The sequence below is a fragment of the Mesorhizobium sp. WSM4817 genome (genome assembly GCF_055811135.1).
Map to the genome: position 1 here is coordinate 390,830 of NZ_JBVVQQ010000003.1, position 23,191 is coordinate 414,020.

Consider the following 23,191-nt stretch of genomic DNA (forward strand, 5'->3'; position numbering starts at 1 on the left):
ATGCTGCTCGACTACGACCGGCTGGGCTGGCTGCGCGCAGCACTTCTGGGTTTCACCGGCCTGGTTGCCGCGTTTCTGCTGCTGCCGGTGGTTTTCATCGTGCTTTTGTCGTTCGGGTCGTCGCGGTGGCTGGCTTTTCCGCCACCAAGCTGGACATTGAAATGGTATGAGGAGCTCTTCGCCGATCCGGCCTGGCTCGAAGCGGCGCTGACCAGCGCGCGCATTGCCACCATGGCCGCGATTCTTGCCGTCGTCATCGGGCTGCTGGCTTCTTTCGCGCTGGTCAGGGGACAGTTTCGCGGGCGCAATACGCTTCGCGGCCTGCTGCTGACGCCAATGGTGCTGCCGGTTGTCGTCTTCGCCATCGCCATCTATGCATTCTTCCTGCGGATCGAGCTCGGCGGCACCACGGTAGGCTTCGTCATCGCCCATACGGTCCTGGCACTGCCCTTCGCCATCATTCCGATCACTGCGGCACTCGAAGGTTTCGACAAATCCATCGAGGATGCGGCGATCGTCTGCGGCGCGAGCCCCTTCGAGGCAAAACTCCGGGTCACCTTGCCGGCGATCAAGATCGGGATCTTTTCGGCGGCGATCTTTGCCTTCCTCGCCTCATGGGACGAGGTGGTGGTCGCAATCTTCATGGCAAGCCCCACCTTGCAGACCTTGCCGGTCAAGATCTGGGGCAGCCTGCGCCAGGATCTCAGCCCGGTCATCGCTGCGGCCTCCAGCCTTCTCGTTCTTCTGACGCTGAGCCTGATGATCGTAACCGCACTCATTCGGCGGAAATTGTCGAAATGACCGAACCGTTCCTCTCCATTCGCGACCTGCGCAAGGCGTTCGGCAGCTTCGTCGCCGTACACGATGTCACCATCGACATACCCAAGGGCGAGTTCCTGACCTTTCTCGGCCCTTCCGGTTCTGGCAAATCGACGACGCTTTATGCGATCGCCGGCTTTCAGCACCCGACATCCGGCGACGTTCTTCTCGAAGGCAGGTCGCTGCTGTCGGTGCCGTCGCACAAGCGCAATATCGGCATGGTGTTCCAGCGCTACACGCTGTTCCAGCATCTCACCGTCGCCGAGAACGTTGCCTTTCCGTTGCGCGTGCGCCGCCGTCCGGACGCAGAGGTGAACCGAAAAGTCGCCGAGATGCTGTCGCTGGTACGGCTCGAGAGTTTCGGCGGCCGATATCCTGGCGCGCTTTCCGGCGGACAGCAGCAGCGCGTGGCGCTTGCCAGGGCGCTGGCCTACGATCCGCCGATCCTTTTGATGGACGAGCCGCTTTCGGCGCTCGACAAGAAGCTGCGCGAGGAAATCCAGGCCGAGATACGGCGCATCCATCGCGAAACCGGCGTAACGATCCTTTACGTCACCCACGATCAGGACGAGGCGCTGCATCTTTCGGATCGCATCGCCCTGTTTCGTGACGGGCGCATCGAGCAGATCGGCAGCGGTGAGGACCTCTATCTGAGACCTGCGAGCGAATTCGTCGCCAGCTTCATCGGAAATTCCAATTTCCTGCCGGCCGAGCATCTTGAAACCGTCGACGGCGCCGCCACGATCCGCCTCGCCGATGGCTCGGTCGTCTCCGGCGTCAGGAACGATCGGGAGTTCAGCCAAGGCCAGAAGACCCGGCTGATGGTGCGGCCGGAAGCGTTTCGGCTGAGACCCGGCGCGGCCACGGCCGGGCTTGCGGTCGAATTCATCGACACCGCCTTCTTCGGCGAGCGGCGGCGCGTCATCGCACGCACCGCCGCCGGCCAGGAGATCGACGTCAGGCCGACATCCGACATGGCGCGAGCACAGGAGGGCATCGCCTCGAGCAGACAGATTTATTTCGATCCCGCCGCCGCATTTCTGTTTCCGGCCTGACAGACGATCGTTCGACCTCAGTGCGGCGGATCAGCCGGCGCCTCGATGGTGACGCCGTATTTGGCGGTGATGGCCACGACCTTTGCCATCTCCGGCGTGCCGGCGGCAGTCGCGGCGTCCAATTCCGCGAACATCTGATCAAGGCCGCAACTCGGTGCGCAGAAGACGAGCACGCGAGCTGGCTTGTCGCCGACATTGCGGATGGCATGGCGCCGGCCGCGTGCGCCGAAGAAGAAGCCGCCGGGCGCAACGCGATGGGGCGCGGATTGGCCCTCGAATTCGATGACGAGTTCGCCGCTCAGCACATAAAAGCCTTCATCCTCTCGGGCATGGATGTGCGGTGGCACTCCCGCGCCCGGCGGAACCACGGACTCCCAGAGCGAGAAGGACCCGGCGGTCTCGGCGCCGGTGGCCTTGTAGATATGGGTGATGCCCAAAACGTTGAGCGTCGAGCCGGCCGCCGGCTCGCGCACGAACGCTTCAGCCGCTGTAGCTTTGGCATCCATCGTCGATCTCCTTCGTGGTTCAGGTCGTTCACCAGGAGATAGGCCGTTCTCGTCCGTCGATTAACCGGAATTGTATGGACATGCTGTCCGGATTTCAGGACAATCCGATGATGGACCCGCTCAATGGCATCGCGGCGTTCGCTCGCGTCGTGGACAGCGGCAGTTTCTCGGCTGCGGCTCACCGGCTCGGACTCTCCAAATCGGCAGTCAGCGCCCATGTCCAGCGGCTCGAACAGCGCCTGGGCATTCGCCTCCTCAACCGCACCACGCGTCGGCTCACGATGACCGAAGCGGGCGCAGCCTACTACCGCCACTGCGCCCGGATTCTCGCCGAAGCTGAAGCGGCGGAACAAGAGGCGAGCGCGTTGCAGCGCGAACCGCGCGGCACGCTTCGCATATCGGCGCCCGACAGCTTCGGCTGGATGCATGTGGCGCCGGCCGTCCCGGAATTCCTGAGGCGCTATCCGGACCTTTCCGTCGACATTGCCTTGAGCCCAACGCATGTGAGCCTGGTCGATGAGGGGCTGGATCTGGCGATCCGTATCGGCGCGCTCGAGGATTCGCCGCTTGTCGTGCGCAAGCTCGCGCCATCCCGGCTCGTCGCCTGTGCTGCGCCCGCCTATCTCACCAGGCATGAAGCGCCGCGCGAGCCGGGCGACCTCGCCAAGCACAACTGCCTCTGCACCAGCCTTTTGCCTTGGGGCGATGAATGGCGCCTTACCGGCAAAATTGGCGAGGTGCGGGTGACCGTGGGCGGCAGCTTTCGCAGCAACAATGCGGAGATGCTGCGCGTTGCCGCACTCGACGGCATCGGCATCGCCCTATTGCCCACATGGGCGGTGGCGGAGCCGCTGCGTACCGGCGCGCTGCGCCGCGTGCTGGATGCCTGGGAGCATCCAGCCAGCACGATTTATGCCGTCTATCCCAGCAACAGGCTCATGTCGATGAAGGTCCGTGCCTTCGTCGACCACCTTGCTCGATGCATAGGACGCGCACCGTATTGGGATGAGGGCCTTTGAGAAGAGCGCCCCGTTTTGGCCGCGCATCGTCCTCTCTGAATGCGCTCAAAAACGGTCTCCCACCGGTCGGAAAACTTGCGATCCTGCCTTCAACAGGGAAGTTGGGCGGCGGCTTGAAATCTCCTCGCTTTCGCCCACGTACTGGGTTACGCCGGCTGCGAGGCGAGTTTTTTGGCTGCAAAAGCGTCGCTTATGGGGCCGTCAAACCGGCAGCAGCGCTCAGTAGTGGAAACCGCTGGCGTTGCGCCGGTTCTCACTCGCGATACCTGGGAGCACCTGATGCCGACCCGCCCCTATGCCATCCTTGAAGCGCCGTCCTCGCTGGGTCTGGCGACCCACGGCGTTGAAGCCTTGCCCGGTCGGCTGCTGGAACTGGGCCTCGCCGAACGCATCCATGCGCGCCGCGCCGGGCGGCTGGCCGTCCCGCCGAAGACCCGAAGCCCGACCCTGCCACCCTGACGCTGAATGCCAAGGCGATCGCGGCGTGGTCACCCAAGCTCGCCGACGCCGTGGAGGAGGTGCTGCACGCCCGCGAATTCCCGGTGGTGCTGGGCGGCGACTGTACGATCCTGCTGGGTCCGATGCTCGCGCTGCGCCGGCGCGGCCGCTACGGCCTGTTCTTCATCGACGGCCACGCCGATTTCTTCCAGCCGGAAGCGGAGCCCAACAGCGAAGGCGCGTCGATGGAGCTGGCCTTCGTCACCGGCTACGGGCCGGCGCTGCTGACCGACCTGGAGGGCCGCCGCCCGTTGGTGCGCTCCGGGGACGTCGTCGCCTTCGCATTTCGCGACCACGAGGACCAGGCCGAATTCGGCAGCCAGCCTTTGCCAGCCGAGTTCATGGCCTACGATCTGCACGCCATCCGCCGCCTGGGCGTCGAAGCCGCCGCCCGGGCCGCCGTTGGCCACCTGACGCGGGCGGAACTCGACGGCTTCTTCATCCATCTCGACGCCGATTGTCTCGACGATGCGATCATGCCGGCGGTCGATTTCCGCATACCGGGCGGGCTGTCTTGGGACGAACTGTCGGCGGCGCTCCGCATCATCCTGGCGAGCGGCAAGGCGGTCGGGATCGAGGTCACCATCTACAATCCGCGCCTCGACGAGGACGGCAGCGCCGGCCGTGGCCTCGCTGATGTCCTGGCCGCAGCTCTCGGCACAGCCGCGCCCGCTTGAGGGAGCAATCTAGACCGTTGTGCTTCGACTTCGCCGCCACACGCAACCGCGCCTTACCCGCCGCCCGGATGATGGCAAGCAACCAGGCGACCGTCGCCCGTGCTCTGCAGCAGCGGACGTTCGTTGCGGCACATGGAAGTGGCAGCCAGGCAGCGGGTGTGAAACCGGCAGCCGGAGGGTGGGTTCATCGGGCTCGGCAAGTCACCCTTCAGGACAAGCCGCTCGCGTCGTGCCCGATCGATACTGGGTATCGGCACCGCGGAACGGAGTGCCGTGGTGTAGTGGTGCCTGGGCGCCGCAAAGACCAGATCGGTCGGCCCGCTCTCCACGACCGATCCCAGATACATGACGGCCACGCGCGTCGAAATCTGGCGCACCACGGATAGATCATGGGCGATGAATACATAGGTCAGGTTGAACTCCTCGCGCAGATCGGCCAGCAGATTGACGATCTGGGCCTGGATCGAAACGTCGAGCGCCGAGACCGGCTCGTCGGCCACGATCAGCCTTGGCCTGAGCGCCAGCGCGCGAGCAATGCCGATCCGCTGCCGCTGGCCGCCCGAGAATTCGTGGGGATAGCGCGACGCGTGCTCGGGGGACAATTCGACCCGGCGCAGAAGCTCGGCGACGCGGTCCGTCATTTCCGATGCCGAGATGCGCTCATGGATGCGGAACGGATCGGCCAGCAGATCGCCCACCCGCCGACGTGGATTGAGCGAGGCGCTCGGATCCTGAAAGACCATCTGCATCTGTCGCCGCAACGGACGGAGCTGACGCTGGGACGCGTCGGTAATGTCGCGGCCCTCGAACTCCAGAGAACCGGAGGTGATATCGGTCAGACGCACCAGGCATCGGCCAAGAGTGGATTTACCGCAACCTGACTCCCCGACGATGCCAAGCGTTTCCCCGGGCCAGATGTCGAGCGATACCGTGTCGACCGCCTGGACCGTCCGGCGCTGCGCCGGGAAAATCGAGCGGCCGACGTGATAATGCTTCGAAAGATCTCCGGCGCGAAGTAGCGGGCGCTCGCGTGGCGCAGCACTCATCGTTGCATTTCCACGCCGACAGCCTTGTGGATGTTGAATTGCTTGCGTCTGGCTTCCGGTAATACGCAGGCGGCGCGATGGCCGTCGCCACGCATTGTCGGGAGCTGGACCAGGCAGGCATCGTGGCGAAAGGCACAGCGCGGACCGAAGGCGCAGCCTTTCGGCAGGTCGGAGAGGGAAGGCGGAGCTCCCGGAATCGCGGCGAGGCGTACCGGACGCTCACCATCCATCGGCGGGATCGAGCCGAACAGTCCCCATGTGTAGGGATGCAGCGGCGTTCGGAACACGCTGCTCTTGCGGCCCTCCTCGACGAAGCGTCCGCCATACATGACCAAGACCCGATCCGCGACCTGGGCGACGACGCCAAGATCGTGTGTGACCAGGATCACCGCCGAGCCGAACTGATCGCGCAGCCGTCCGATCAGTTCGAGGATCTGCGCCTGCACGGTCACGTCCAGGGCCGTGGTCGGTTCATCCGCGACAAGCAGCGCCGGGTTGCACGAGAGCGCCATCGCAATCACCGCACGCTGGCGCATGCCGCCGGAGAGCTGGTGCGGATAGCCGTCGACGACCCGATCAGGATTGGCAATGCCGACCGCATCCAGCAACTGCACCGCCCTCGCCCGCGCCGCCCGCGCCGACACTTTCTCATGCGCACGCACCTGCTCGCCGATCTGGTTGCCGATCGTATGCACCGGGGTGAGCGCCGACATCGGATCCTGGAAGATCATCGCGACCTGGCGGCCGCGAATGGCATCGAGCGCACGCCGGTTGAGCCCGACGAGCTCCTGCCCCATGAAGCGGATTGAACCGGAGACGACGGCATTGGGGCTGTCGATCAGCCCCATGATGGCCAGCAAGGTCTGGCTTTTGCCGGAACCGGACTCACCGACGACACCGACGATCTCCCGCTGCTCGACGGCAAACGAGACGCCTGCCACAGCCCGCACCAGCCCCGCGTCGCTGCGGAAGGATACGGTGAGACCCTCGACGACGAGAAGGGGAGCGTTAACGGACATCGCGAGCCCTCGGGTCGATAAAGACGAAGACGACATCGACGACGAAGTTTGCCATCACCACGAAAAACGAGGCGTAGATCACCGTGGCAAGGATCATCGGCAGGTCGAGGGTCTGCAGTGCCTCATAGGTCAATTTCCCGACGCCCTGCAGCCCGAAGACCACTTCGGTCAACAGCGCGCCGCCGCCGACCAAGGCACCGAAATCGAGACCGAACATGGTGACGAATGCCACCAGTGACGTCCTGAGGCCGTGATGCAGCAAAACCCGCCGCTCGCCGATCCCCTTGGCCCGCGCGGTGCGGATAAAATCCTCCTGCATCATCTCGATCAGACTTGCCCTCAGCACCCGTCCGTAAAGGCCGACATAAAGCGTCGCCAGCGTGAACCACGGAATGACGAGCGCCTTGAACCAGCCCCAGGGGTCCTGTGTCAGGGGGATGTAGCCGAGCGGAGGAACCCAAGAAAACAGCCAGGTGTCATGCCAGCGGCTCTGTGTCAGCAGATTGGCGACCTCGCCGAGCCAGAAGACCGGAACGGACACTCCAATCAGGCTCAGGATCATCAGCGCCCGGTCGATAAACGTGCCGCGCGTCGCCCCGGCGATCACCCCGACGATCAGTCCGCCCAACACCCACAGCACCGCCGCGCCGCCGACCAGCGACAGCGTAACCGGAATGGCGGCTGTCACCGCGGGAATTACGCGCTGCCCACGATTGACGAAGGAGGTGAGGTCGCGGCTGACGAAAAGCCGGTTCATCATCAGCCCGTATTGCACCGGCAATGGCCGATCGAGACCGAAATCGTGGCGGACCTGGACCAATGTCTCCTGGGACGCGTTGCGGCCGGCAATGCGCGCCGAGGGATCGGCACCGGGCGTTGCGAAGAAGATCAGGAAAGCGACGACGCTGATGCCGAACATGACCAGCACCATCTGGCCGAGCCGAAAACTCATGGCGGCAAGCACTAGATGCCCCTCGGCGAGGATTTCGGATCGAGCGCATCGCGCACGCCGTCGCCGAGAATGTTGAGAGCCAGCACGGTGATGACAATGGCAAGCCCGGGCGCCAGCGCCACGATCGGCCTGGAATAGAGCAGGCCCTGACCGTCCTGGATGATCGTGCCCCAACTGGCGTCCGGCGGTTGCACGCCGATCGACAGAAACGACAGTGAGGATTCGGTCATCATGTTGAGTGCCAGGATCAACGGCACGAAAACGATGATGCGCGTCACCACATTTGGCATGATGTCGCGCAGCAGGATGCGCCAGGGCGACGCGCCAAGCCCGATCGCCGCGGTGACGAATTCGGCCTGCATCAAGGTCAGGACATGGCCACGGATCGGCCGTGCCACATAGGGCACATAGACGATGCCGATGATGAAGATCGGCAGCCACAGGCTGCCGGAGCGGATTTCGAACGGACCGATCTGGATGCTCTGCGCGATCAGCACGATCGACAGGGAAATCGCCAGCAGGAAAACCGGGAACGCCCAGAGCACGTCGAGAATGCGCGACAGGCCGACATCGACAATGCCGCCGAAGAACCCGGAAACAACCCCCAGAAAGGTCGCCAGGACGAGGCACAGCACAGCTGCAGCGCCCGAGATCAGCAGCGAATCCCGCCCGCCATAAAGCAGTCGCGCCGCGACGTCACGGCCCTGATTGTCGGCGCCGAGCAGATACGGCCCGATCCGCCAGGTCGGCCCAATCGGCGTCATGCCGAGGCCAAGGCCTTCGGTGGAAGCCTGCAGTACCGGCTGGGTCACCCCATCGATGACGATCTCGCCGTTGAGATTGGTTACGAAAGGATCCGTGTGGGCGATGTATTGCGCATAAAGCGGCGCCGCCAGCGAAGCGATGACGATGACGACGAGCACACCGAACGCCGCTATTGCCGAACGATCGGCTTTAAGCTTGCGCCATGCCGTGCGCCATGGGCCAGCGGCGGCCTGGCGGACCGGGGCGGCAGGCTGGTCCGCAATGACATTGACCATGAACGGGGGACCATAAACGGGATTGCCTGGCAAAAATCTCGACCTGGAAGATGCGCTGATCCGGCGGAAAAGGAAATGCGACGGAGCGCCGGTGGCACTCCGTCGCATTGGCTCGAGGGGATCATTCGACCCAGGACTGGCTGACGATCCAGTAGAATTGCGGGCTGAAGGTGAAGTTCTTCAGCCTGGAAGAGACGACATCGACCCGCTTGGGTGTGAACAAAACAGCGACCGGGGCCTTGTCCGTCACCGCCTTGTCGATGGCCGTCCAGAGTGTTGCGCCCTTGGCTGGGTCGGCGATGGTGGCTGTCTCTGCTTCGGCCATCGACGCGTCGATCGATTTGTCGCAGAACCCGGAAATGTTGACCGAGGCGTCCGAGCCCGGCGTGAATGAGGCACAGCTGAACAGCACTTCCAGAAAATTGGATGGCGCCGGGTAATCCTGGAACCATTGCGAGACCGAGATCTGCACCTTGTTGTTGGTGTTCTGGATATAGGTGAACTGGATGTTCTGCGAGATCGGCTTGACCGATGTCTTGTAGCCGAGCTGGTTGAGCACGTCCTGCAGATGGACCCCGATCGACTTCGAGACGCTGCTGTCCTCGGTGATGATCGTCACCTCCTGACCAGCAGTTCCCGATTCAGCAACCAGTTGTTTGGCCTTGTCCATATCCGGCGCCGACCACTTTTCGCCCGGATTGGCGGTGAATGGGCAATAAGGCGCGAATGACGGGAAGCCCGGCGGCAGGATCTGGCAAGCCGGCTGTGCCAGATTGCTGCCGCCAAAGAGCTTGATGATCGCGGCGCGGTCGATGGCGAAGTTCACCGCCTGGCGAACACGGATGTCGTTGAACGGCGCCAGATTGTTGTTCATCGGCGCATACCACATCGCCATCAGCGGATGCACCGTGACCTGCTTGGCATATTTGGTGCCGAGTTCGCCAAGACGGTCCGCCGGCGGCGGATCGAACATCCAGTCCGCCTGCCCGTTCTCGACCGCCGTCACCGCCGCTTCGTCGGTGAGGCCGAATTCATAGTCGATCTCGTCGGGATACCCTGCCGGCTGGGCTTCCTTGCTCCATTCCTTGAAGTGAGGATTGCGCACCATTTTCATCAGCTTGTTCGGATCATAGCTCGCGATCATGTAGGGCCCAGTGCCCGGGATCGGATCAGTGCCGGCATCCTTGAGCGGCGCGCCCGCCGGCAGGATCGCCGCGTGCGGAATGGCGATCTTCTGCAGGAACTCGGCATCCGGCTGGACCAGGTTGAAGGTGATCGTTCCGGCTGCGTCGTCAACCGACAGGCCGCCATCGAGGGTGCATGTCGCCGGGGTTTTCAAACACGCATCGGCGCCGACGATGCCGTTGTAGAAGGTCCCGGCCGTCGGCCCGCTGATCTTGAAGATGCGCTGGAACGAAGCCACCACATCCTTGCTGGTGACGTCCGAGCCGTCGGCGAACTTGATGCCTTTGCGCAGCTTGAAGACGTAGGTCTTGCCGCCGTTTTCGACCTTCGGCAGGGTTTCGGCAAGGTCCGCGACCACCTCGAAGCCGGTCTTGTCCCCGGCCTTTTTGTAGGTCACCAGACCATCGTAGAGAATATAGTTCATCTGGAAAAACTGCAGCGTGTAATTGATATGCGGATCGGCGGTGCCGGCAGCGGCGTTGGCCAGCAAGCGGAGCGTGCCGCCAAGCTTGCCTTCCGCGGCCAAGGCACTGCTCGGCGGCGACACGATCGTCATGCCGAGCAGAGCCAGGCCGGGTATCAACGCTGCAAGTGCCTTTTGGGGTCGCATGGCTGTGTTTCCTCGTGGAAAGCGTGTCGACTGGCCACGCTATACGCAATCGACGACCGCGGCGTGGCTGGAAATGATCTGGGTCGCGGGTGGTCTCCGCACCTTCGCCCAATCGCAAAAGACTACGACCAGCGAAGCCGAGCAGGATAGCTATTAAGATAGATAGGTCGGAGAGGCCAGCCTTAAGCCTATTTATTGGGCACGCGGGTGACATGGCTATTTGACAAGCAATGGCCAGCGGGTAAGCTTGTCGCATGCAGGGCTTTTCAGGCGATCTAGAGAGCCGGTTCCGAACGGGAATGAGCATCGACGCCGCCATGGCGGTGGCGACCGATGTGCTGGAGCCCGTCGGTTTCACCTCATTCATCTATGACTATACGCCCGTGCCGGTCAGCCATGAGGGCGACCTGATCACCCCGTCGCTGATGGCTCTGCACAACGTGCCGCGCGACATGCAGGATCTCTGGTGCAAAGGCGGCTATTATCAGCTTGACCCGGTGCAGGAAGCCGCGCTCGCCGTATCGAGGCCGTTCCTCTGGTCGCACAAGGGCGTTCAGAGCACCGTCATGCAGCATGTGCTTCGGTCCAGGCATGATCCGGTGATCAGCTATCTGCTCGATACCAGGATGACCTGCGGCGTCACCGTGCCCATCCGTCTTGCCGGTGGGGATCTGGCCACCTTCACCGCGATCCGCGCCGACCCAGAGCCAGGGTTCGAGGCCGAAGCAAGGCAGTTAATCGCCGAAATCGGCGATCTGGGCCATCTCTTGCACGACTCCGTCTACGCCGGTTTCGATGCCGGCATCCGCACCTGCCCATACGTCCACCTGACGTCGCGCGAGCGCCAGTGCCTGCGCCTCGCCGCCGCCGGACTGACGGCCAAGCAGGTCGCGCGCGAGATTGGCCGCGCGGTGCCGACAGCAACGCTGCATCTCAACGCGGCGACACGCAAGCTTGGCGCGCGCAACCGCTTCCACGCCATCGCGCTGGCTGCCCACTACCGGCTGCTCGAGCCGGAGCATTGAGGCTCTCCGCCTGAGGGCTCCTCCCGCCAGGGCAAACCTATAAATAGTGCTAGCTGTAAATGCGCCGGGCCGCTTAGTACCGTCGGCCGCAAACAAGGCTTGGGAGGGTCCGTCACTTTGGTTCCTGCCAGCCAGGACCCGGAGCTTGGAACTGTGACGGCACATGCGACCACCGAAGGATTCAGCGACTACAGGGGCTACCGCACCTGGTATCGCGTGATCGGAGATCTCAACTCGGGCAAGCTGCCATTGGTCGTCGCTCACGGCGGGCCGGGCTGCACCCACGACTACGTCGATTCATTCAGGGAGCTTGCCGATACCGGGCGGGCCGTCATCCACTACGATCAGATCGGCAACGGCAAGTCGACCCATCTGCCCGACAAGGGCGGCGACTTCTGGACCGTCGATTTCTTTTTGGGCGAACTCGATGCGCTGCTCGCTCACATTGGCATTGCCGAGCGTTACGCCCTGCTCGGCCAGTCCTGGGGCGGCATACTTTCGGCCGAACATGCCGTGCGACGCCCTGCCGGGCTCAAGGCGTTGATCCTGGCCAATTCGCTGGCCTCAATGGCGCTATGGATGGAAGGCGCGCTGCAATTGCGGGCCGGGCTGCCGGCCGATGTGCAACTCGCGCTTGACCGGCACGAGGCAGCCGGGACCACCGATCACCCGGATTATGTTGCGGCAACCAAAGCCTTCTATGACCGCCACGTCTGCCGTGTCCTTCCAACGCCGCGGGAGGTCGCCCGGACATTCGCGGCAATCGACGCGGATCCGACGGTTTATCACACCATGAACGGACCCAATGAATTCCACGTCATCGGCACGATGCGGAACTGGACCATCGTCGAGCGCCTGCATCTGATCGAGGCGCCGACGCTGGCGTTCCGCGGATTTTACGACGAAGCGACCGAAGCCTGCGTCCAGCCCTTTCTCGATCATATTCCCGACGTCGAAGGCATGGTCTTCCCAAATTCCAGCCACATGCCGCATGTCGAGGAGAAGGACGATTGCCTCGCCGCCGTTGGACGCTTTGTGGCCAAATACGATTGAGGCCTGCCCCACAGCAGCCTGTCTTTGCACAAGCTTATCGTGCCGGGCTTAGCCAATCGAGTTGCGCGACGGAGCACAAAACTGCGCCGAAGGTCGGCTGGAATGAATCTTGCGTAGTTAGACCGGCCGCATCGGATCTGGCTCGAACATATGAACCTCATCAGCGTCGACATAAGAATGCTCCGATCGCTGCAGTGCGTCGCGGAAACCGGCAGCATTACTGAGACGGCGCGGCGCCTCAGCCGCTCGCAGCCCGCCATTACCCTGCAGCTACAGCGGCTCGACGTGATCTGCGGCTGCAATCTGTTCCGTCACGATGGGCGCAAAATGGTGCTCACTTCCGATGGCAGACTGGTGCTTTCTTATGCAAATTCGATCCTGCGTCTGCACGACGAACTGCTCTCGCGCCTCTCATCGCCCGATATCGAAGGTCAGGTGATCCTCGGCACCCCCGACCTCTACGCGGCCTATTTGTTGCCGTCGATCCTTGCGGTATTCCAGCGTGCCTTCCCGCGCGTCCAGGTCCAGCTTCACTGCTCGCTGTCGACGCCGCTGGTCGGACAGGTCCATCGCGGCGAAATCGACATCGCGCTGGTCACGCGGATGAACGACTTCATCGGCGGGCGAGTGGTGCGTCAGGAACAGCTCGTCTGGATCACCGGAGAACACTCGACGGCGCATACCGAGACACCTCTGCCTCTGGCGCTGCTTCCGCCGGGCAACATCTATCGCGATCATGCGATAGAGCACCTCGAAGTGGCGGGCCGCTCATGGCGGATCGCCTGCGTGAGCGAGAGTGTCAGCGGGCTCCAGGCGGCGGTGTTTTCAGGCATGGCCGTAACCGTGCTCGGCCGCAGCGCACTCGTTTCGGGCATGCGCGAGATCGTGGCTAGCGGCGACTTTCCCACGCTGCCCAAAGTTGACCTGCTGCTTTACAAGGCGCAGGGCACGACCAAGCCGGCGGCCAAGGCGCTCTATGACTACCTGTCGCACTACCTCGATATTAACCGGGAGATCGGCGCTGTGGTGATGCCGGACATGCGCGAACCCGAATCCGAAAGGCCGCTCAACGAAGGTTGAGCGGCGGCCATTCCTCCGTCCAGGGTCGCACTTCCTCAAAGGCTCCCGCGAGAGCGATGATGGAAGTCTCGCGCATCCATGGTGCGATCATCTGAACGCCGATCGGCAGGCCCGAAGAATCACGTCCGCACGGGACCGTCGCGGCCGGCAGGCCGCACAGATTGACCGGCCACGTGAAAGGCGACCAGCCCAGATGCGCGTCGACCGGATGCCCGTCGATGCAGGACGTGCCGAGCGTGCCGGCCGCGAAGGCGGTAACCGCAACTGTCGGCGTAAGCATCACGTCGACGGTGCGGAACAGTTCGACGAATTGGTTCCGGAGCCGGGAGCGCAGATGCGTCGCCTCCATGTAATCAGCGCCGCTGTAGGTGAGGCCTTTGTCAAGAACGGCGCGGAACTCCTCGTCCGAGTCGAGAAATGCTTCCGCGCCGCGATCACCAACCGATGCCGCTTGTTCAGTGAAGGCGATCGGATTGAGCACCCTGTCGAGAATATCCGGGTCGAGGGCGAAGGGAACCTCGACGAGGTTGGCGCCGGCGGAGGCCAGAATGTCGAGTGCGGTGGCGAACGCCGCACGCACTTGCGGATCGACCGGCGCATACCCGAAATCGACCGAAAAAGCGACGCGCAGACCCATGACCGATGGCGGAATCCTGGAGTACTCCTGCGGCTTCAGGGCGAGCGAGGCGGCGTCGCGCACATCATAGCCCGCTATTGTCTCGAGCAGCAGAGCAGCGTCCGCAACCGTGCGCGCTATTGGACCGGTGTGCGCGAGCGATCCCCATGATGGCGGAAAGAAGCCGGGCGCGCGCGAAACGAGGCCGTAAGTCGGTTTAAGGCCGAAGACCCCGCAGAAGGAAGCAGGTACGCGGATCGAGCCGACGCCATCGGTTCCAATTGCCAGAGGACCGCAGCCGGCGGCGACGCCCGCAGCAGCACCTCCGCTGGAGCCGCCGCTGGTTCGCTCCAGCGACCAGGGATTGCGGGTTATGCCGCTGACGGGACTGTCGGCAGTGAGCTTGTAACCGGATTCGCAGGTGGTCGTTTTGCAGGTTACGATGGCGCCGGCGTCGCGTAGACGGCGCACGACATGGGCATCGACTGGCGGCACGAAGCCGGCAAATGAGGGCGCGCCCGCCTTCGCCGGCTTGCCGGCGACGAAGATGAGATCCTTGACGGTGACGGGAACCCCTGCCAGCGGGCGGGTTTCGGCGCTTTTTCGGTAACGCTGCGCGATCACCTTGGCTGCGGAAACAGCCTCTTCGTAGAGATCAGTCACAACGATATTGCAGACCGCATCCGTGCGGCGGAGCGCACACACCGTGTCTTCGATCACATCAACGGGGTCGAAACGGCCCGCCCTGTAGCCGGCGACCATGTCGACGGCAGAGAGACGCGCAAGATCGCCCGGCGCACTGGCTACGCCGACATTGACTGGAATCATGGTCATGAGCCCTCCCGGGCCGGACTCGCGCGGCCGAACCACGCCGGCCGACCGCTATTTTGTTGCACTTTCGTCGGCATTCCGGAGCGCTGCGGCGACCGCGCGTCGCGCCATGACCATTACGAGATTGGCGCGATATTCCCGATCCGCATGGATGTCCGAATTCAATCCCGACGGATCCAATGACACGCGGCTCAGCGCATCCGGATCGAACCGCTCCTGCAGCGCCGTTTCGATGTCGGTTGCCCTGAACACCGACGAGGCTGCACCGGTGACCGCGACGCGCACCTTTCCGGCCGTTCGTGCGACGAACACGCCGACAATCGCATAGCGCGATGCAGGACTGCGGAATTTCGCATACGCCGCCATGTCGGGAACCGGGACGCGGAAACCGGTGACGATTTCGCCAGCTTCGAGCGCAGTCTCGAACATATCGACGAAGAACGCGTTGGCGGGGATCGTCCGTTCGATCGTGATCACGGTTGCATCAAGAGCGAGGATCGCCGCAGGATAGTCGGCGGCTGGATCGTTGTTGGCGGCCGAGCCGCCGATCGTGCCACGATGGCGGACTTGCGGATCGCCGATGTGCGCGGCGAGCGAAGCCAGTCCAGGTATATGTGTCCGCACCAGCGCTGAGGAGGCGACGTCGCAATGGCGAGCCATCGCGCCGATGACCAGAACGCCTTCATCGAACGCTATCTCGCGAAGTGCTGCGACCGCCGAAAGATCGATGATCGCGACGGGCGCGGCTAGGCTTTGCTTCATGGTGGGCAGCAAGGTCATGCCGCCAGCTAGGATCTTGGCGTCGTCATGCTCGGCAAGCAGGGCAGCCGCTGCCACGGTCGTTGCAGGCTTCAGATAGTCGAAGGATTTCATCGAAGCCCCCTTATTCGGCTGCGAGCGCGGCGCGCGAATTGCGGATGATGTTCCAAATCTTGTTTGGCGTCGCAGGCATGTCGACATGGGTGACGCCCAGGGGCTGCAGGGCGTCGACCACTGCGTTGATAACGGCAGCCGGCGAACCGATAGTGCCGCATTCGCCACATCCCTTCACGCCCATCGGCGTGTGGGTGCATGTCGTTGAATGCGGGGCAACGACTATCGCCGGAAAATTGTCGGCACGCGGCATACAGTAGTCCATGAAGGACCCGGAGAGCAGTTGTCCGGAGCTTTCATCGTAGACACCGTGCTCGAACAGCGCCTGGCCGACACCCTGTACGATACCGCCCTGCAACTGGCCCTCGACGATCATCGGATTGATGATCGTGCCGACATCATCGACGGCGGTGTAGCGCTCCAGCGTCACCATGCCGGTATCGGGATCGATTTCGACCTCGGCGAAATGCGCGCCACCAGGATAGGTGAAGTTGACCGGGTCGTAGTAGGACTGCTCCTCGAGGCCGGGCTCAAGGGTTTCCAGCGGATAGTCGAAGGGCACATAGGCCGCGCCGGCGATCTCCGTGAACGTTTTCTTGCGATCGGTTCCGGCGACCGAAAACTCTCCCGCGTCGAACATGATATCCTCAAGATCGGCCTCGAGTTGGTGCGCGGCGATCTTGCGCCCCTTCAGGACCACCTTGTCGGCGGCTTTCGAGAGCGCCGCTCCGCCGACCACAAGCGAGCGCGAGCCGTAGGTGCCCATCCCGAACTGCACCTTGGCGGTGTCGCCGCAGACGATGTCGATGTCTTCGAACGGCACGCCGAGACGATCCGAGACGATCTGCGCGAACGTCGTTTCGTGGCCCTGGCCATGATTGTGGGTGCCGATCAGCACAGTGACCGCGCCGGTCGGGTGCACGCGCACCGTCGCGCTTTCGTAAAGCCCGCCACGTGCGCCGAGGCTACCGGCCAATCGCGATGGCGCCAATCCGCAAGCCTCGACATAGGTGGACAGGCCGAGGCCGCGATATTTGCCGCGGCCCGCCGATTCCAGCCGCCTCTGCTCGAAGCCATCCGCATCGGCGAGCTTCTCGGCCCTGTCGAGGCAGCCCAGCGGATCGCCGCTGTCATATTCGACGATGACCGGCGTCTGGTAGGGATAGGCCTCGGTCGGGATCATGTTGCGGCGGCGGATCGCGCGCTTGTCGATGCCCATCTCGATCGCCGCGACGTCGACCAGTCGTTCCAGCACGAAGGTCGCCTCTGGCCGTCCGGCGCCGCGATAGGCATCCACAGGAACGGTGTTGGTGAAGACCACCTTCACCGAGCAATGTATAGCCGGCATACGATAGACGCCCGATAGCAGCGGTGCGTAAAGGTTGGTCGGGATGTTTGGTCCGAAGGTCGAGAGATAGCCACCCATGTTGGCGAGTGTGCGCACCCTGAGTCCGAGAAACTTGCCACTCTCGTCGAGTGCCAGCTCGGCCTCGGTGAAATGATCGCGGCCTTGGGCGTCTGAGACGAAGCCTTCCGATCTCTCGCAAACCCACTTGACGGGTTGCCCGAGCTTTGCGGCGGCCCAGGTGACGACGGCTTCCTCGGCATAGTGGAACTGCTTGACACCGAAGCCGCCGCCGACATCGGGCGCCACGACACGCAATTTGTGCTGAGGAATGTGGAGCACCAATTCACCCATCAGGAAGCGGACCACGTGCGGAAATTGGCTCGTCGTCCACAGCGTGTGCTGGCCGGTCGCGAAATCATATTCCCCGATCGCCGCACGCGGCTCCATTGGATTGCCGATTAGGCGGTTGTTGACGAGTTCGATGCTGGCGACATGTGCCGCGTCGGCGAACGCGACCTCCACGGCAGCGGCATCGCCCAGCTCCCAGTCGCAGCACAGATTGTCGGGAATGTCGTCGTAGACGGCGGGCGCACCCGGCTGCAACGCGTCGACCACGCCGACCACGGCAGGCAGGATCTCGTACTCGACCTCGATCGCCTCGACCGCGGCGCGCGCCTGCTCCAGTGATTGCGCCACGACGAAGGCGACGGCATCGCCGACGTGCCGCACCTTGCCATGAGCGATCGGCGGGTGCGGCGGCTCCTTCATCGGCATGCCGTCCTTGCCGTGGATGCCCCAGCCGACCGGCAGCCCGCCGACATTGTCGGCTTTCAGGTCTTCGCCGGTATAGATCGCCGCCACGCCCGGCATGGCGCGGGCGGCAGTTGCATCGATCTCTCCAAGCCGGGCGTGCGCATGCGGCGAGCGCAGGAACGCGCCAAAAAGCATGCCCGGCCGCTTGATATCGGCGACATAGTTTCCGCGCCCGGTGACGAAGCGCAGATCCTCCTTGCGCTTCGGCGCCGCGCCGATGCCAACCACTTTTGACATGTTCATGAGCCCCTCACTTTGCCCGCGCGCATGGCGGCGGCGCCGGCGATCACCGATTTGACGATGTTGTGGTAGCCCGTGCAGCGGCAGAGATTGCCCTCCAGCCAATCGCGCACCTCCGTTTCGGTTGGGTCGGGATTGCGTCCGACAAGGTCGACCGCGCTCATCAACATCCCCGGCGTGCAGAAGCCGCATTGCAGCCCGTGGTTTTCATGGAAGGCCTGCTGCATCGGATGCAGCTTCGCCTGTCCGGCGCCCGCCAGGCCTTCAACCGTCGCTACTGAACCGCCATCTGCCGAGACTGCCAGCATGGTACAGCTTTTCACCGACTCGCCGTTGAGATGCACCACGCAGGCACCGCATTGGCTGGTGTCGCAGCCAATGTGAGTTCCGGTGAGCGAGAGCTGCTCGCGCAGGAGATCGACCAGCAGCATCGCCGGATCGATCGATACGCTGACCGGGCGTGCATTGAGCGTGAGATTGATTTCCATGGTGTGCTCCGGGCTAGGCAAGCAAATGCGCGCGGTCGATCAGCCATGCGGCAAGGACGCTATCGCCGACGTCGAATGGATTCTCGAAAAAGCGGCGTTCCGGCACATAGGCGACGAATTCCTCCTCGCCCGCAGCGTCCAGCATCACCTTGACGAAATTGCCCTGGTATTCGATGCCGAGGATCGTCGCCGGCACCGAAGCCATGTCCTGCTCGGAGAGCGTTGTGCCCGTGCGGAACAGTTCGACGTCGTCGCGCCGCACCGCGATGTCGATCGCCTGGCCGGCCTCCAGCCGGACGCCGGCGCGCATCGGAATCGTAATGCCGTTGATTTCAGGGCTCGCGATCATAGCGCGCGTGCCATTAATCCTGCCGACCTTGCCACTGAGCACATTCTGCCCACCAAGGAATTCCGCGACGTAGCGATCCTTCGGCGCAGCATAGATTTCACGCGCCGGACCAGACTGCTTGATCTTGCCGTTTTCCATGACGACGACCATGTCGGCGAGCGCGATGGCCTCGAGCTGCGTATGCGTGACATGGACGAAGGTGATGCCGAGTTCGCGCTGCATGCGTCTCAGCTCGGCGCGCATCCTGATGCGGAGATGCTCGTCGAGCGCCGAAAGCGGCTCATCGAGCAGCAACACCCGTGGTTCGGTAATGGCAGCGCGGGCGAGCGCCACGCGCTGCTGCTGACCGCCGGAAAGCTGCGCCGGGAGACGGTTGGCACACTCGGCCAGCCGTACCTTCTCGATCATGGCGTCAGTCCTGGCGTAGCGCTCGGTCTTCGAGAGCCCACGGACCCTGGGCGCGAAGGCTATGTTGTCGCGAACCGTCAGATGCGGAAACAGCGCGTAGGACTGGAACATCATCGCCGTACGGCGCTCGACCGGTGGCAGGCCGACGACACTTTCGCCGCCAATCAGGATCTCGCCAACGGTCGGATCCTCGTGGCCGGCGATCATACGCAGGATCGTGGTCTTGCCGCAGCCCGAAGGGCCGAGAATGCAGCAATAGGCGCCGTCCGGAATTTTCAGATTGACGCCGTCGACCGCATAGCTGAAGCCGTCATAGCTCTTGGCGACGCCGGCGATCTCAATATGACCCATGCCGACCGTCATGCGCCGGCTCCCACGAGAACGGGCGGGTGGCTCCTGCGCCGCTTCTGGATGAAGGCGATCGTGCCCAGACTTGCCCCGATGACGAGAAAAGAGACGATCGTGGTGACGGTGCCAAGCGCATAGAGTGCCGGCGAAGTGATGTTCAGCGTCATGCTCCAGATCTCCAGGGGCAGTGTATTGAGCGAGCCGGCGGTCTGCAGCGTCCGGGCAAATTCGTCATAGGAGAGCGTGAAGCCGAACAGCGCGACGGCGACAAGGCCGGGCGCCAGCACCGGGATCACGACGAGCCGGATCGCCTGCCAGGGCGAGGCGCCAAGGTCGCGCGCCGCTTCTTCCCAGGCATGGTCGAAGCGCGACATGACGGCGAACATGACGAGCACGCCAAAAGGCAACGTCCATGAAAGCTGCGCACCAAGCGCCGAGGTGAACAGGCTTGCCTCGATACCGACCGAGTTGAAGATGAGTCCGACGCCGATGCCGAGCACCAGGCCGGGAGCGACCAGGCTGCCGATCATCAAATAGAAGACGGTCGTGTCACCGTCGAAGCGTTTGCGAAAGCCAAGTCCGGCCAGGAAGGATACGACCACGGTCAGCACCGTGACCACGATCGCAAGCTCGAACGAGCGCTCGAAGGAGCCCTTGACGTCGCCGGTGCGGACCTGCGTGAACAGGTCGACGAACCAGTGCAGCGAGAGACCCTTGATCGGGAAGACCAGCCCGCCGCGCAGATCCTGGAAGGAAAGAATATAGATGCAGGCCATCGGACCGTAGAGCGCCACCAGGTAGAGCGTGAACAGGGTGGCAAGCACATAGAAGGTCCACGGCCGGCGTCCACTGGCCGGGGCAATCGCCCGGCTCCTGTGCGCCGGCACGCTTGCGGCGATGGTCGGGGCCATGCTCATCGCGTGATCTCCTTGCGGATGTCGACGAAGCGCAGGATCAAGCCGACAGTCAGCACGAGAACGACGGTGAGCAGCACTGCACTGGCCGCGGCGGTCGGATATTGCAGCACCGAGATGTCCTCATAAAAGGCGCCGGCGACAGAGGCAGAGCCGCCGCCCGACATTACCTTGACCACGAAGAAGTCGCCCATGACGATCGAAATCACGAAGATCGAACCGAGCGCGATACCGTTCTTGGACAGCGGCACGATGATCAGCCGCATGATATCAAAGCGGCTGGCGCCAGCGTCGAGCGCCGCCTCGACGACGCGCTTGTCGATCCGGCCCATGGCGTTGAAAATCGGCACGATCATGAAGATGGTGAGCTGGTGGACATAGGCGACGACCACCGCGAAGCTGGAAAACAGCAGGAATTCGAGCGGTTGGTCTATCAGACCGATCTTGAGCAAGGCCTCATTGACCAGCCCCTCCTTGCCCAGCAAGGGGATCCAGGAAATCATCCGGATAATGTTGGAGGTCCAGAACGGCACTGTGCAGAGCAGGAACAGCCCGAGCGCAAGCAGCGGGTTCCTGACATGGAAGACAAGGAAATAAGCGACGAGGAAGCCGATCACCAGGCTGAAAAACCACGTCAGCATGGTGAACTTGATGGTCTCGTAATAGAGATTGAACGTCAGTTCCGAGGTCAGTATCTGCGTGTAGTTTTCGAGATTGAACGCCGGGAACAATCCGCCGAAGCCATCGGTTTCGAAGAAGCTCGCTGCCACCACTGCAACCAGCGGTAGCACGAAGAACGGGATCAGCACGACGACCAGCGGGGCAACATAGGCCCACCCGGCCAGATTTCGCTTGAACGCAACGCTTTGTGTCATCGCCGGACTCCGAGGATTTTCGGATGAAGGTGTGATCGGGCAAGGCGCCCGATCCGGTTGCGGCGACGCCGGTCACGCAACCTTGAAGTCGTTCCAGCGCTTGTTCATGTAGGCCGCCTCGTCCATCAGCGTGTTCCAGCACGAGATGTTCTTGACCCGCTCGAGGAAGGAGCCGCCATCGCGCACCGTACCCGTCTTCTCCATCGGAGTGCCGTAGGGGTCCTTGACTTCATCCGGCGCCGGCTTGCCGTCGTACCAGTAGTCCCATTCGGCGGCGGTGAGGAACGGCTTGGCGGTGGACGGCACCGGGCTGTAGTAGCCGTAGCGGGCGACGAAAGCGCCCTGCCAGCCGGTGTAGTACCAATTCATATACTCGTAGGCCGCTTCAAGCTTCTTGCCGGTGAGGTGCTTCATCAAGCCCATCCCGTTGCACCAGCCGCGATAGCCTTCCTTGTCGCCCTTTTTGTTGACCGGCGCGTAGACGCAAGGGATCTCCTTGACGCGAACCGCGGCAACCGCTGGCGACCACATCGACTGGATGATCACCTCGCCGGCCGCCATGAGCTGCACGGATTGGTCGAATGTGGTCCAGGTGGCGCGGAAATGCCCCGACTTCTTCAGCTCGATCAGCTTGTCGATAGTGAAGTCGATCTCTTCCTTGGTCATGTTTCCTTTGTTGCCGTACTTGATGAGGTCGGCACTCTCGAAACACAGGGCGGCGTCCATGATCCCGATCGCCGGCACGTCGAGGATCGCCGCCTTGCCCTTGAACTTCGGGTCGATCAGTTCCTTCCACTCGGTAACCGGATGGCCGATCAGATCAGGACGGTAGCCGATCGAATCCGCATTGTAGACTTGCGGCAGGAATGTCGCCCATTCGGTGACGCCGTCGTGGAGATCGGTCGCGTCGGGCGTCTCGATATACATCGCTTCGTACGGCGAAATGCCCTGGCGCGACACCACTGCGCCGTCGATCTCACCCTTGGTGAAGATCGGCAGGATATTATCGAACTCCTTGATCTTGTTGATTTCGATGCCTTGGATCACGCCGCGTTTGGCGGCGAGCTTGGCCTGCCAGCCTTCGAGGTCGGCGATATCGACCGAATTCGGCTGGGTGATGAAGCGGTTGATGGCAGCGGAGGTGTCGAGATTCTGCATCGTCACTTTCAAGCCGAGATCCTTGGCCGCCTGGTCGCCGATCGCCTTGACGACCGAGTACGAAACGCCGACGTGGCGCAGTTCGATGTCCTTGATCTCCTGGGCCCAGATCGTCGGAAAACCGCCGATCGCTCCGGACCCTACGGCGGCCCCGGCAGCAGCCGCGCTGCCTTTGAGAAACTTTCTTCTTGTCAGTGTATTCGTCGGCTCTTTCACCTGTTTCATGGTCAAACCCTTCCCCTGCATGCCGAGCCTGTTGTCGGCAATCCACATTCTTCGATGTCCGGCTTTATGCTGGAGGGTAGGATATATTTTTTGCGCAGCCCGCCAAATTAGAAGTGAAAAT

Annotated in this window: 20 protein-coding genes and 1 pseudogene; 7 read left to right on the forward strand and 14 right to left on the reverse strand. The window is 63.0% G+C overall.

All coding sequences use genetic code 11. The annotated features are described in order from the left end of the window. Window positions 1-801, forward strand: a complete 801-nt coding sequence (locus tag AC0L2K_RS06720; RefSeq protein WP_473530935.1) for an ABC transporter permease — start codon at window positions 1-3, stop codon at window positions 799-801. Further along, entirely contained in the window at window positions 798-1,874 is a 1,077-nt protein-coding gene (locus tag AC0L2K_RS06725; protein WP_023800441.1) for an ABC transporter ATP-binding protein, read from the forward strand. The genes AC0L2K_RS06720 and AC0L2K_RS06725 overlap by 4 nt, the downstream gene beginning before the upstream one ends. 17 nt (window positions 1,875-1,891) lie before the next feature. Here AC0L2K_RS06725 and AC0L2K_RS06730 read toward each other — a convergent pair whose 3' ends face one another. After that, window positions 1,892-2,380 (reverse strand): cupin domain-containing protein, encoded by a 489-nt coding sequence (locus AC0L2K_RS06730; protein ID WP_128171848.1) that lies wholly within the window; start codon window positions 2,378-2,380, stop codon window positions 1,892-1,894. An 80-nt stretch (window positions 2,381-2,460) separates the two neighbouring features. Here AC0L2K_RS06730 and AC0L2K_RS06735 point away from each other — a divergent pair, with 80 nt between their 5' ends. Both AC0L2K_RS06735 and AC0L2K_RS06740 read left to right on the forward strand, forming a co-directional pair. After that, window positions 2,461-3,399 (forward strand): LysR family transcriptional regulator, encoded by a 939-nt coding sequence (locus AC0L2K_RS06735; RefSeq protein WP_473530936.1) that lies wholly within the window; start codon window positions 2,461-2,463, stop codon window positions 3,397-3,399. 279 nt (window positions 3,400-3,678) lie between these two features. After that, window positions 3,679-4,574, forward strand: a pseudogene (locus AC0L2K_RS06740) (arginase family protein). Window positions 4,575-4,627: 53 nt separating this feature from the next. Here the strand turns inward: AC0L2K_RS06740 and AC0L2K_RS06745 are convergent. The 5 genes from AC0L2K_RS06745 to AC0L2K_RS06765 all read right to left on the reverse strand — a co-directional run bounded on the left by AC0L2K_RS06745 (window position 4,628) and on the right by AC0L2K_RS06765 (window position 10,426). Beyond that, window positions 4,628-5,620 (reverse strand): ABC transporter ATP-binding protein, encoded by a 993-nt coding sequence (locus AC0L2K_RS06745; RefSeq protein ID WP_473530937.1) that lies wholly within the window; start codon window positions 5,618-5,620, stop codon window positions 4,628-4,630. Next, window positions 5,617-6,639 carry an ABC transporter ATP-binding protein gene (locus tag AC0L2K_RS06750; protein WP_128171846.1) on the reverse strand — a complete coding sequence of 341 codons (1,023 nt, stop codon included), beginning with the start codon at window positions 6,637-6,639 and terminating at the stop codon, window positions 5,617-5,619. Before AC0L2K_RS06750 ends, AC0L2K_RS06745 begins: the two co-directional genes overlap by 4 nt. Then, entirely contained in the window at window positions 6,629-7,591 is a 963-nt protein-coding gene (locus AC0L2K_RS06755) for an ABC transporter permease (protein ID WP_287171680.1), read from the reverse strand. Before AC0L2K_RS06755 ends, AC0L2K_RS06750 begins: the two co-directional genes overlap by 11 nt. Before the next feature lie 11 nt (window positions 7,592-7,602). Next, window positions 7,603-8,631 carry an ABC transporter permease gene (locus AC0L2K_RS06760; RefSeq protein WP_287226308.1) on the reverse strand — a complete coding sequence of 343 codons (1,029 nt, stop codon included), beginning with the start codon at window positions 8,629-8,631 and terminating at the stop codon, window positions 7,603-7,605. A gap of 121 nt (window positions 8,632-8,752) precedes the next feature. Beyond that, the gene (locus AC0L2K_RS06765) at window positions 8,753-10,426 is read right to left on the reverse strand and encodes an ABC transporter substrate-binding protein (RefSeq protein ID WP_473530938.1); all 1,674 of its coding nucleotides are present in this window, start codon (window positions 10,424-10,426) and stop codon (window positions 8,753-8,755) included. 299 nt (window positions 10,427-10,725) lie between these two features. On the opposite strand from AC0L2K_RS06765, the gene AC0L2K_RS06770 reads away from it, so the two are divergent. From AC0L2K_RS06770 to AC0L2K_RS06780, 3 genes are all read left to right on the forward strand, one after another. Continuing rightward, the gene (locus AC0L2K_RS06770; RefSeq protein WP_287171679.1) at window positions 10,726-11,451 is read left to right on the forward strand and encodes a LuxR family transcriptional regulator; all 726 of its coding nucleotides are present in this window, start codon (window positions 10,726-10,728) and stop codon (window positions 11,449-11,451) included. A 153-nt stretch (window positions 11,452-11,604) separates the two neighbouring features. Further along, a complete protein-coding gene (locus tag AC0L2K_RS06775) occupies window positions 11,605-12,504 on the forward strand; it encodes a proline iminopeptidase-family hydrolase (protein ID WP_023800432.1) in 900 nt (299 codons plus the stop codon). 150 nt (window positions 12,505-12,654) lie between these two features. Then, a complete protein-coding gene (locus AC0L2K_RS06780; RefSeq protein ID WP_023800431.1) occupies window positions 12,655-13,584 on the forward strand; it encodes a LysR substrate-binding domain-containing protein in 930 nt (309 codons plus the stop codon). Here AC0L2K_RS06780 and AC0L2K_RS06785 read toward each other — a convergent pair. From AC0L2K_RS06785 to AC0L2K_RS06820, 8 genes are all read right to left on the reverse strand, one after another. After that, the gene (locus AC0L2K_RS06785) at window positions 13,571-15,034 is read right to left on the reverse strand and encodes an amidase (RefSeq protein ID WP_023800430.1); all 1,464 of its coding nucleotides are present in this window, start codon (window positions 15,032-15,034) and stop codon (window positions 13,571-13,573) included. The two genes, AC0L2K_RS06780 and AC0L2K_RS06785, sit on opposite strands and share 14 nt — an antisense overlap. Before the next feature lie 48 nt (window positions 15,035-15,082). Beyond that, window positions 15,083-15,904, reverse strand: a complete 822-nt coding sequence (locus tag AC0L2K_RS06790) for an FAD binding domain-containing protein (protein ID WP_473530939.1) — start codon at window positions 15,902-15,904, stop codon at window positions 15,083-15,085. 10 nt (window positions 15,905-15,914) lie between these two features. Then, window positions 15,915-18,302: a xanthine dehydrogenase family protein molybdopterin-binding subunit gene (locus tag AC0L2K_RS06795; protein ID WP_128167606.1), complete on the reverse strand. Its 2,388-nt coding sequence runs from the start codon at window positions 18,300-18,302 to the stop codon at window positions 15,915-15,917. Window positions 18,303-18,304: 2 nt separating this feature from the next. Then, complete coding sequence (locus tag AC0L2K_RS06800; RefSeq protein WP_023800427.1) at window positions 18,305-18,793, reverse strand: (2Fe-2S)-binding protein; 489 nt, start codon at window positions 18,791-18,793, stop codon at window positions 18,305-18,307. 13 nt (window positions 18,794-18,806) lie between these two features. Next, complete coding sequence (locus AC0L2K_RS06805; protein WP_473530940.1) at window positions 18,807-19,913, reverse strand: ABC transporter ATP-binding protein; 1,107 nt, start codon at window positions 19,911-19,913, stop codon at window positions 18,807-18,809. Beyond that, on the reverse strand, window positions 19,910-20,809 hold the full coding sequence (locus tag AC0L2K_RS06810; protein WP_473530979.1) for an ABC transporter permease: 900 nt from the start codon (window positions 20,807-20,809) through the stop codon (window positions 19,910-19,912). The genes AC0L2K_RS06805 and AC0L2K_RS06810 overlap by 4 nt, the downstream gene beginning before the upstream one ends. Before the next feature lie 2 nt (window positions 20,810-20,811). Then, window positions 20,812-21,687, reverse strand: a complete 876-nt coding sequence (locus AC0L2K_RS06815) for an ABC transporter permease (protein WP_473530941.1) — start codon at window positions 21,685-21,687, stop codon at window positions 20,812-20,814. A gap of 72 nt (window positions 21,688-21,759) precedes the next feature. After that, window positions 21,760-23,070 (reverse strand): ABC transporter substrate-binding protein, encoded by a 1,311-nt coding sequence (locus tag AC0L2K_RS06820; RefSeq protein ID WP_023800423.1) that lies wholly within the window; start codon window positions 23,068-23,070, stop codon window positions 21,760-21,762. Between the last annotated feature and the right edge of the window lie 121 nt (window positions 23,071-23,191).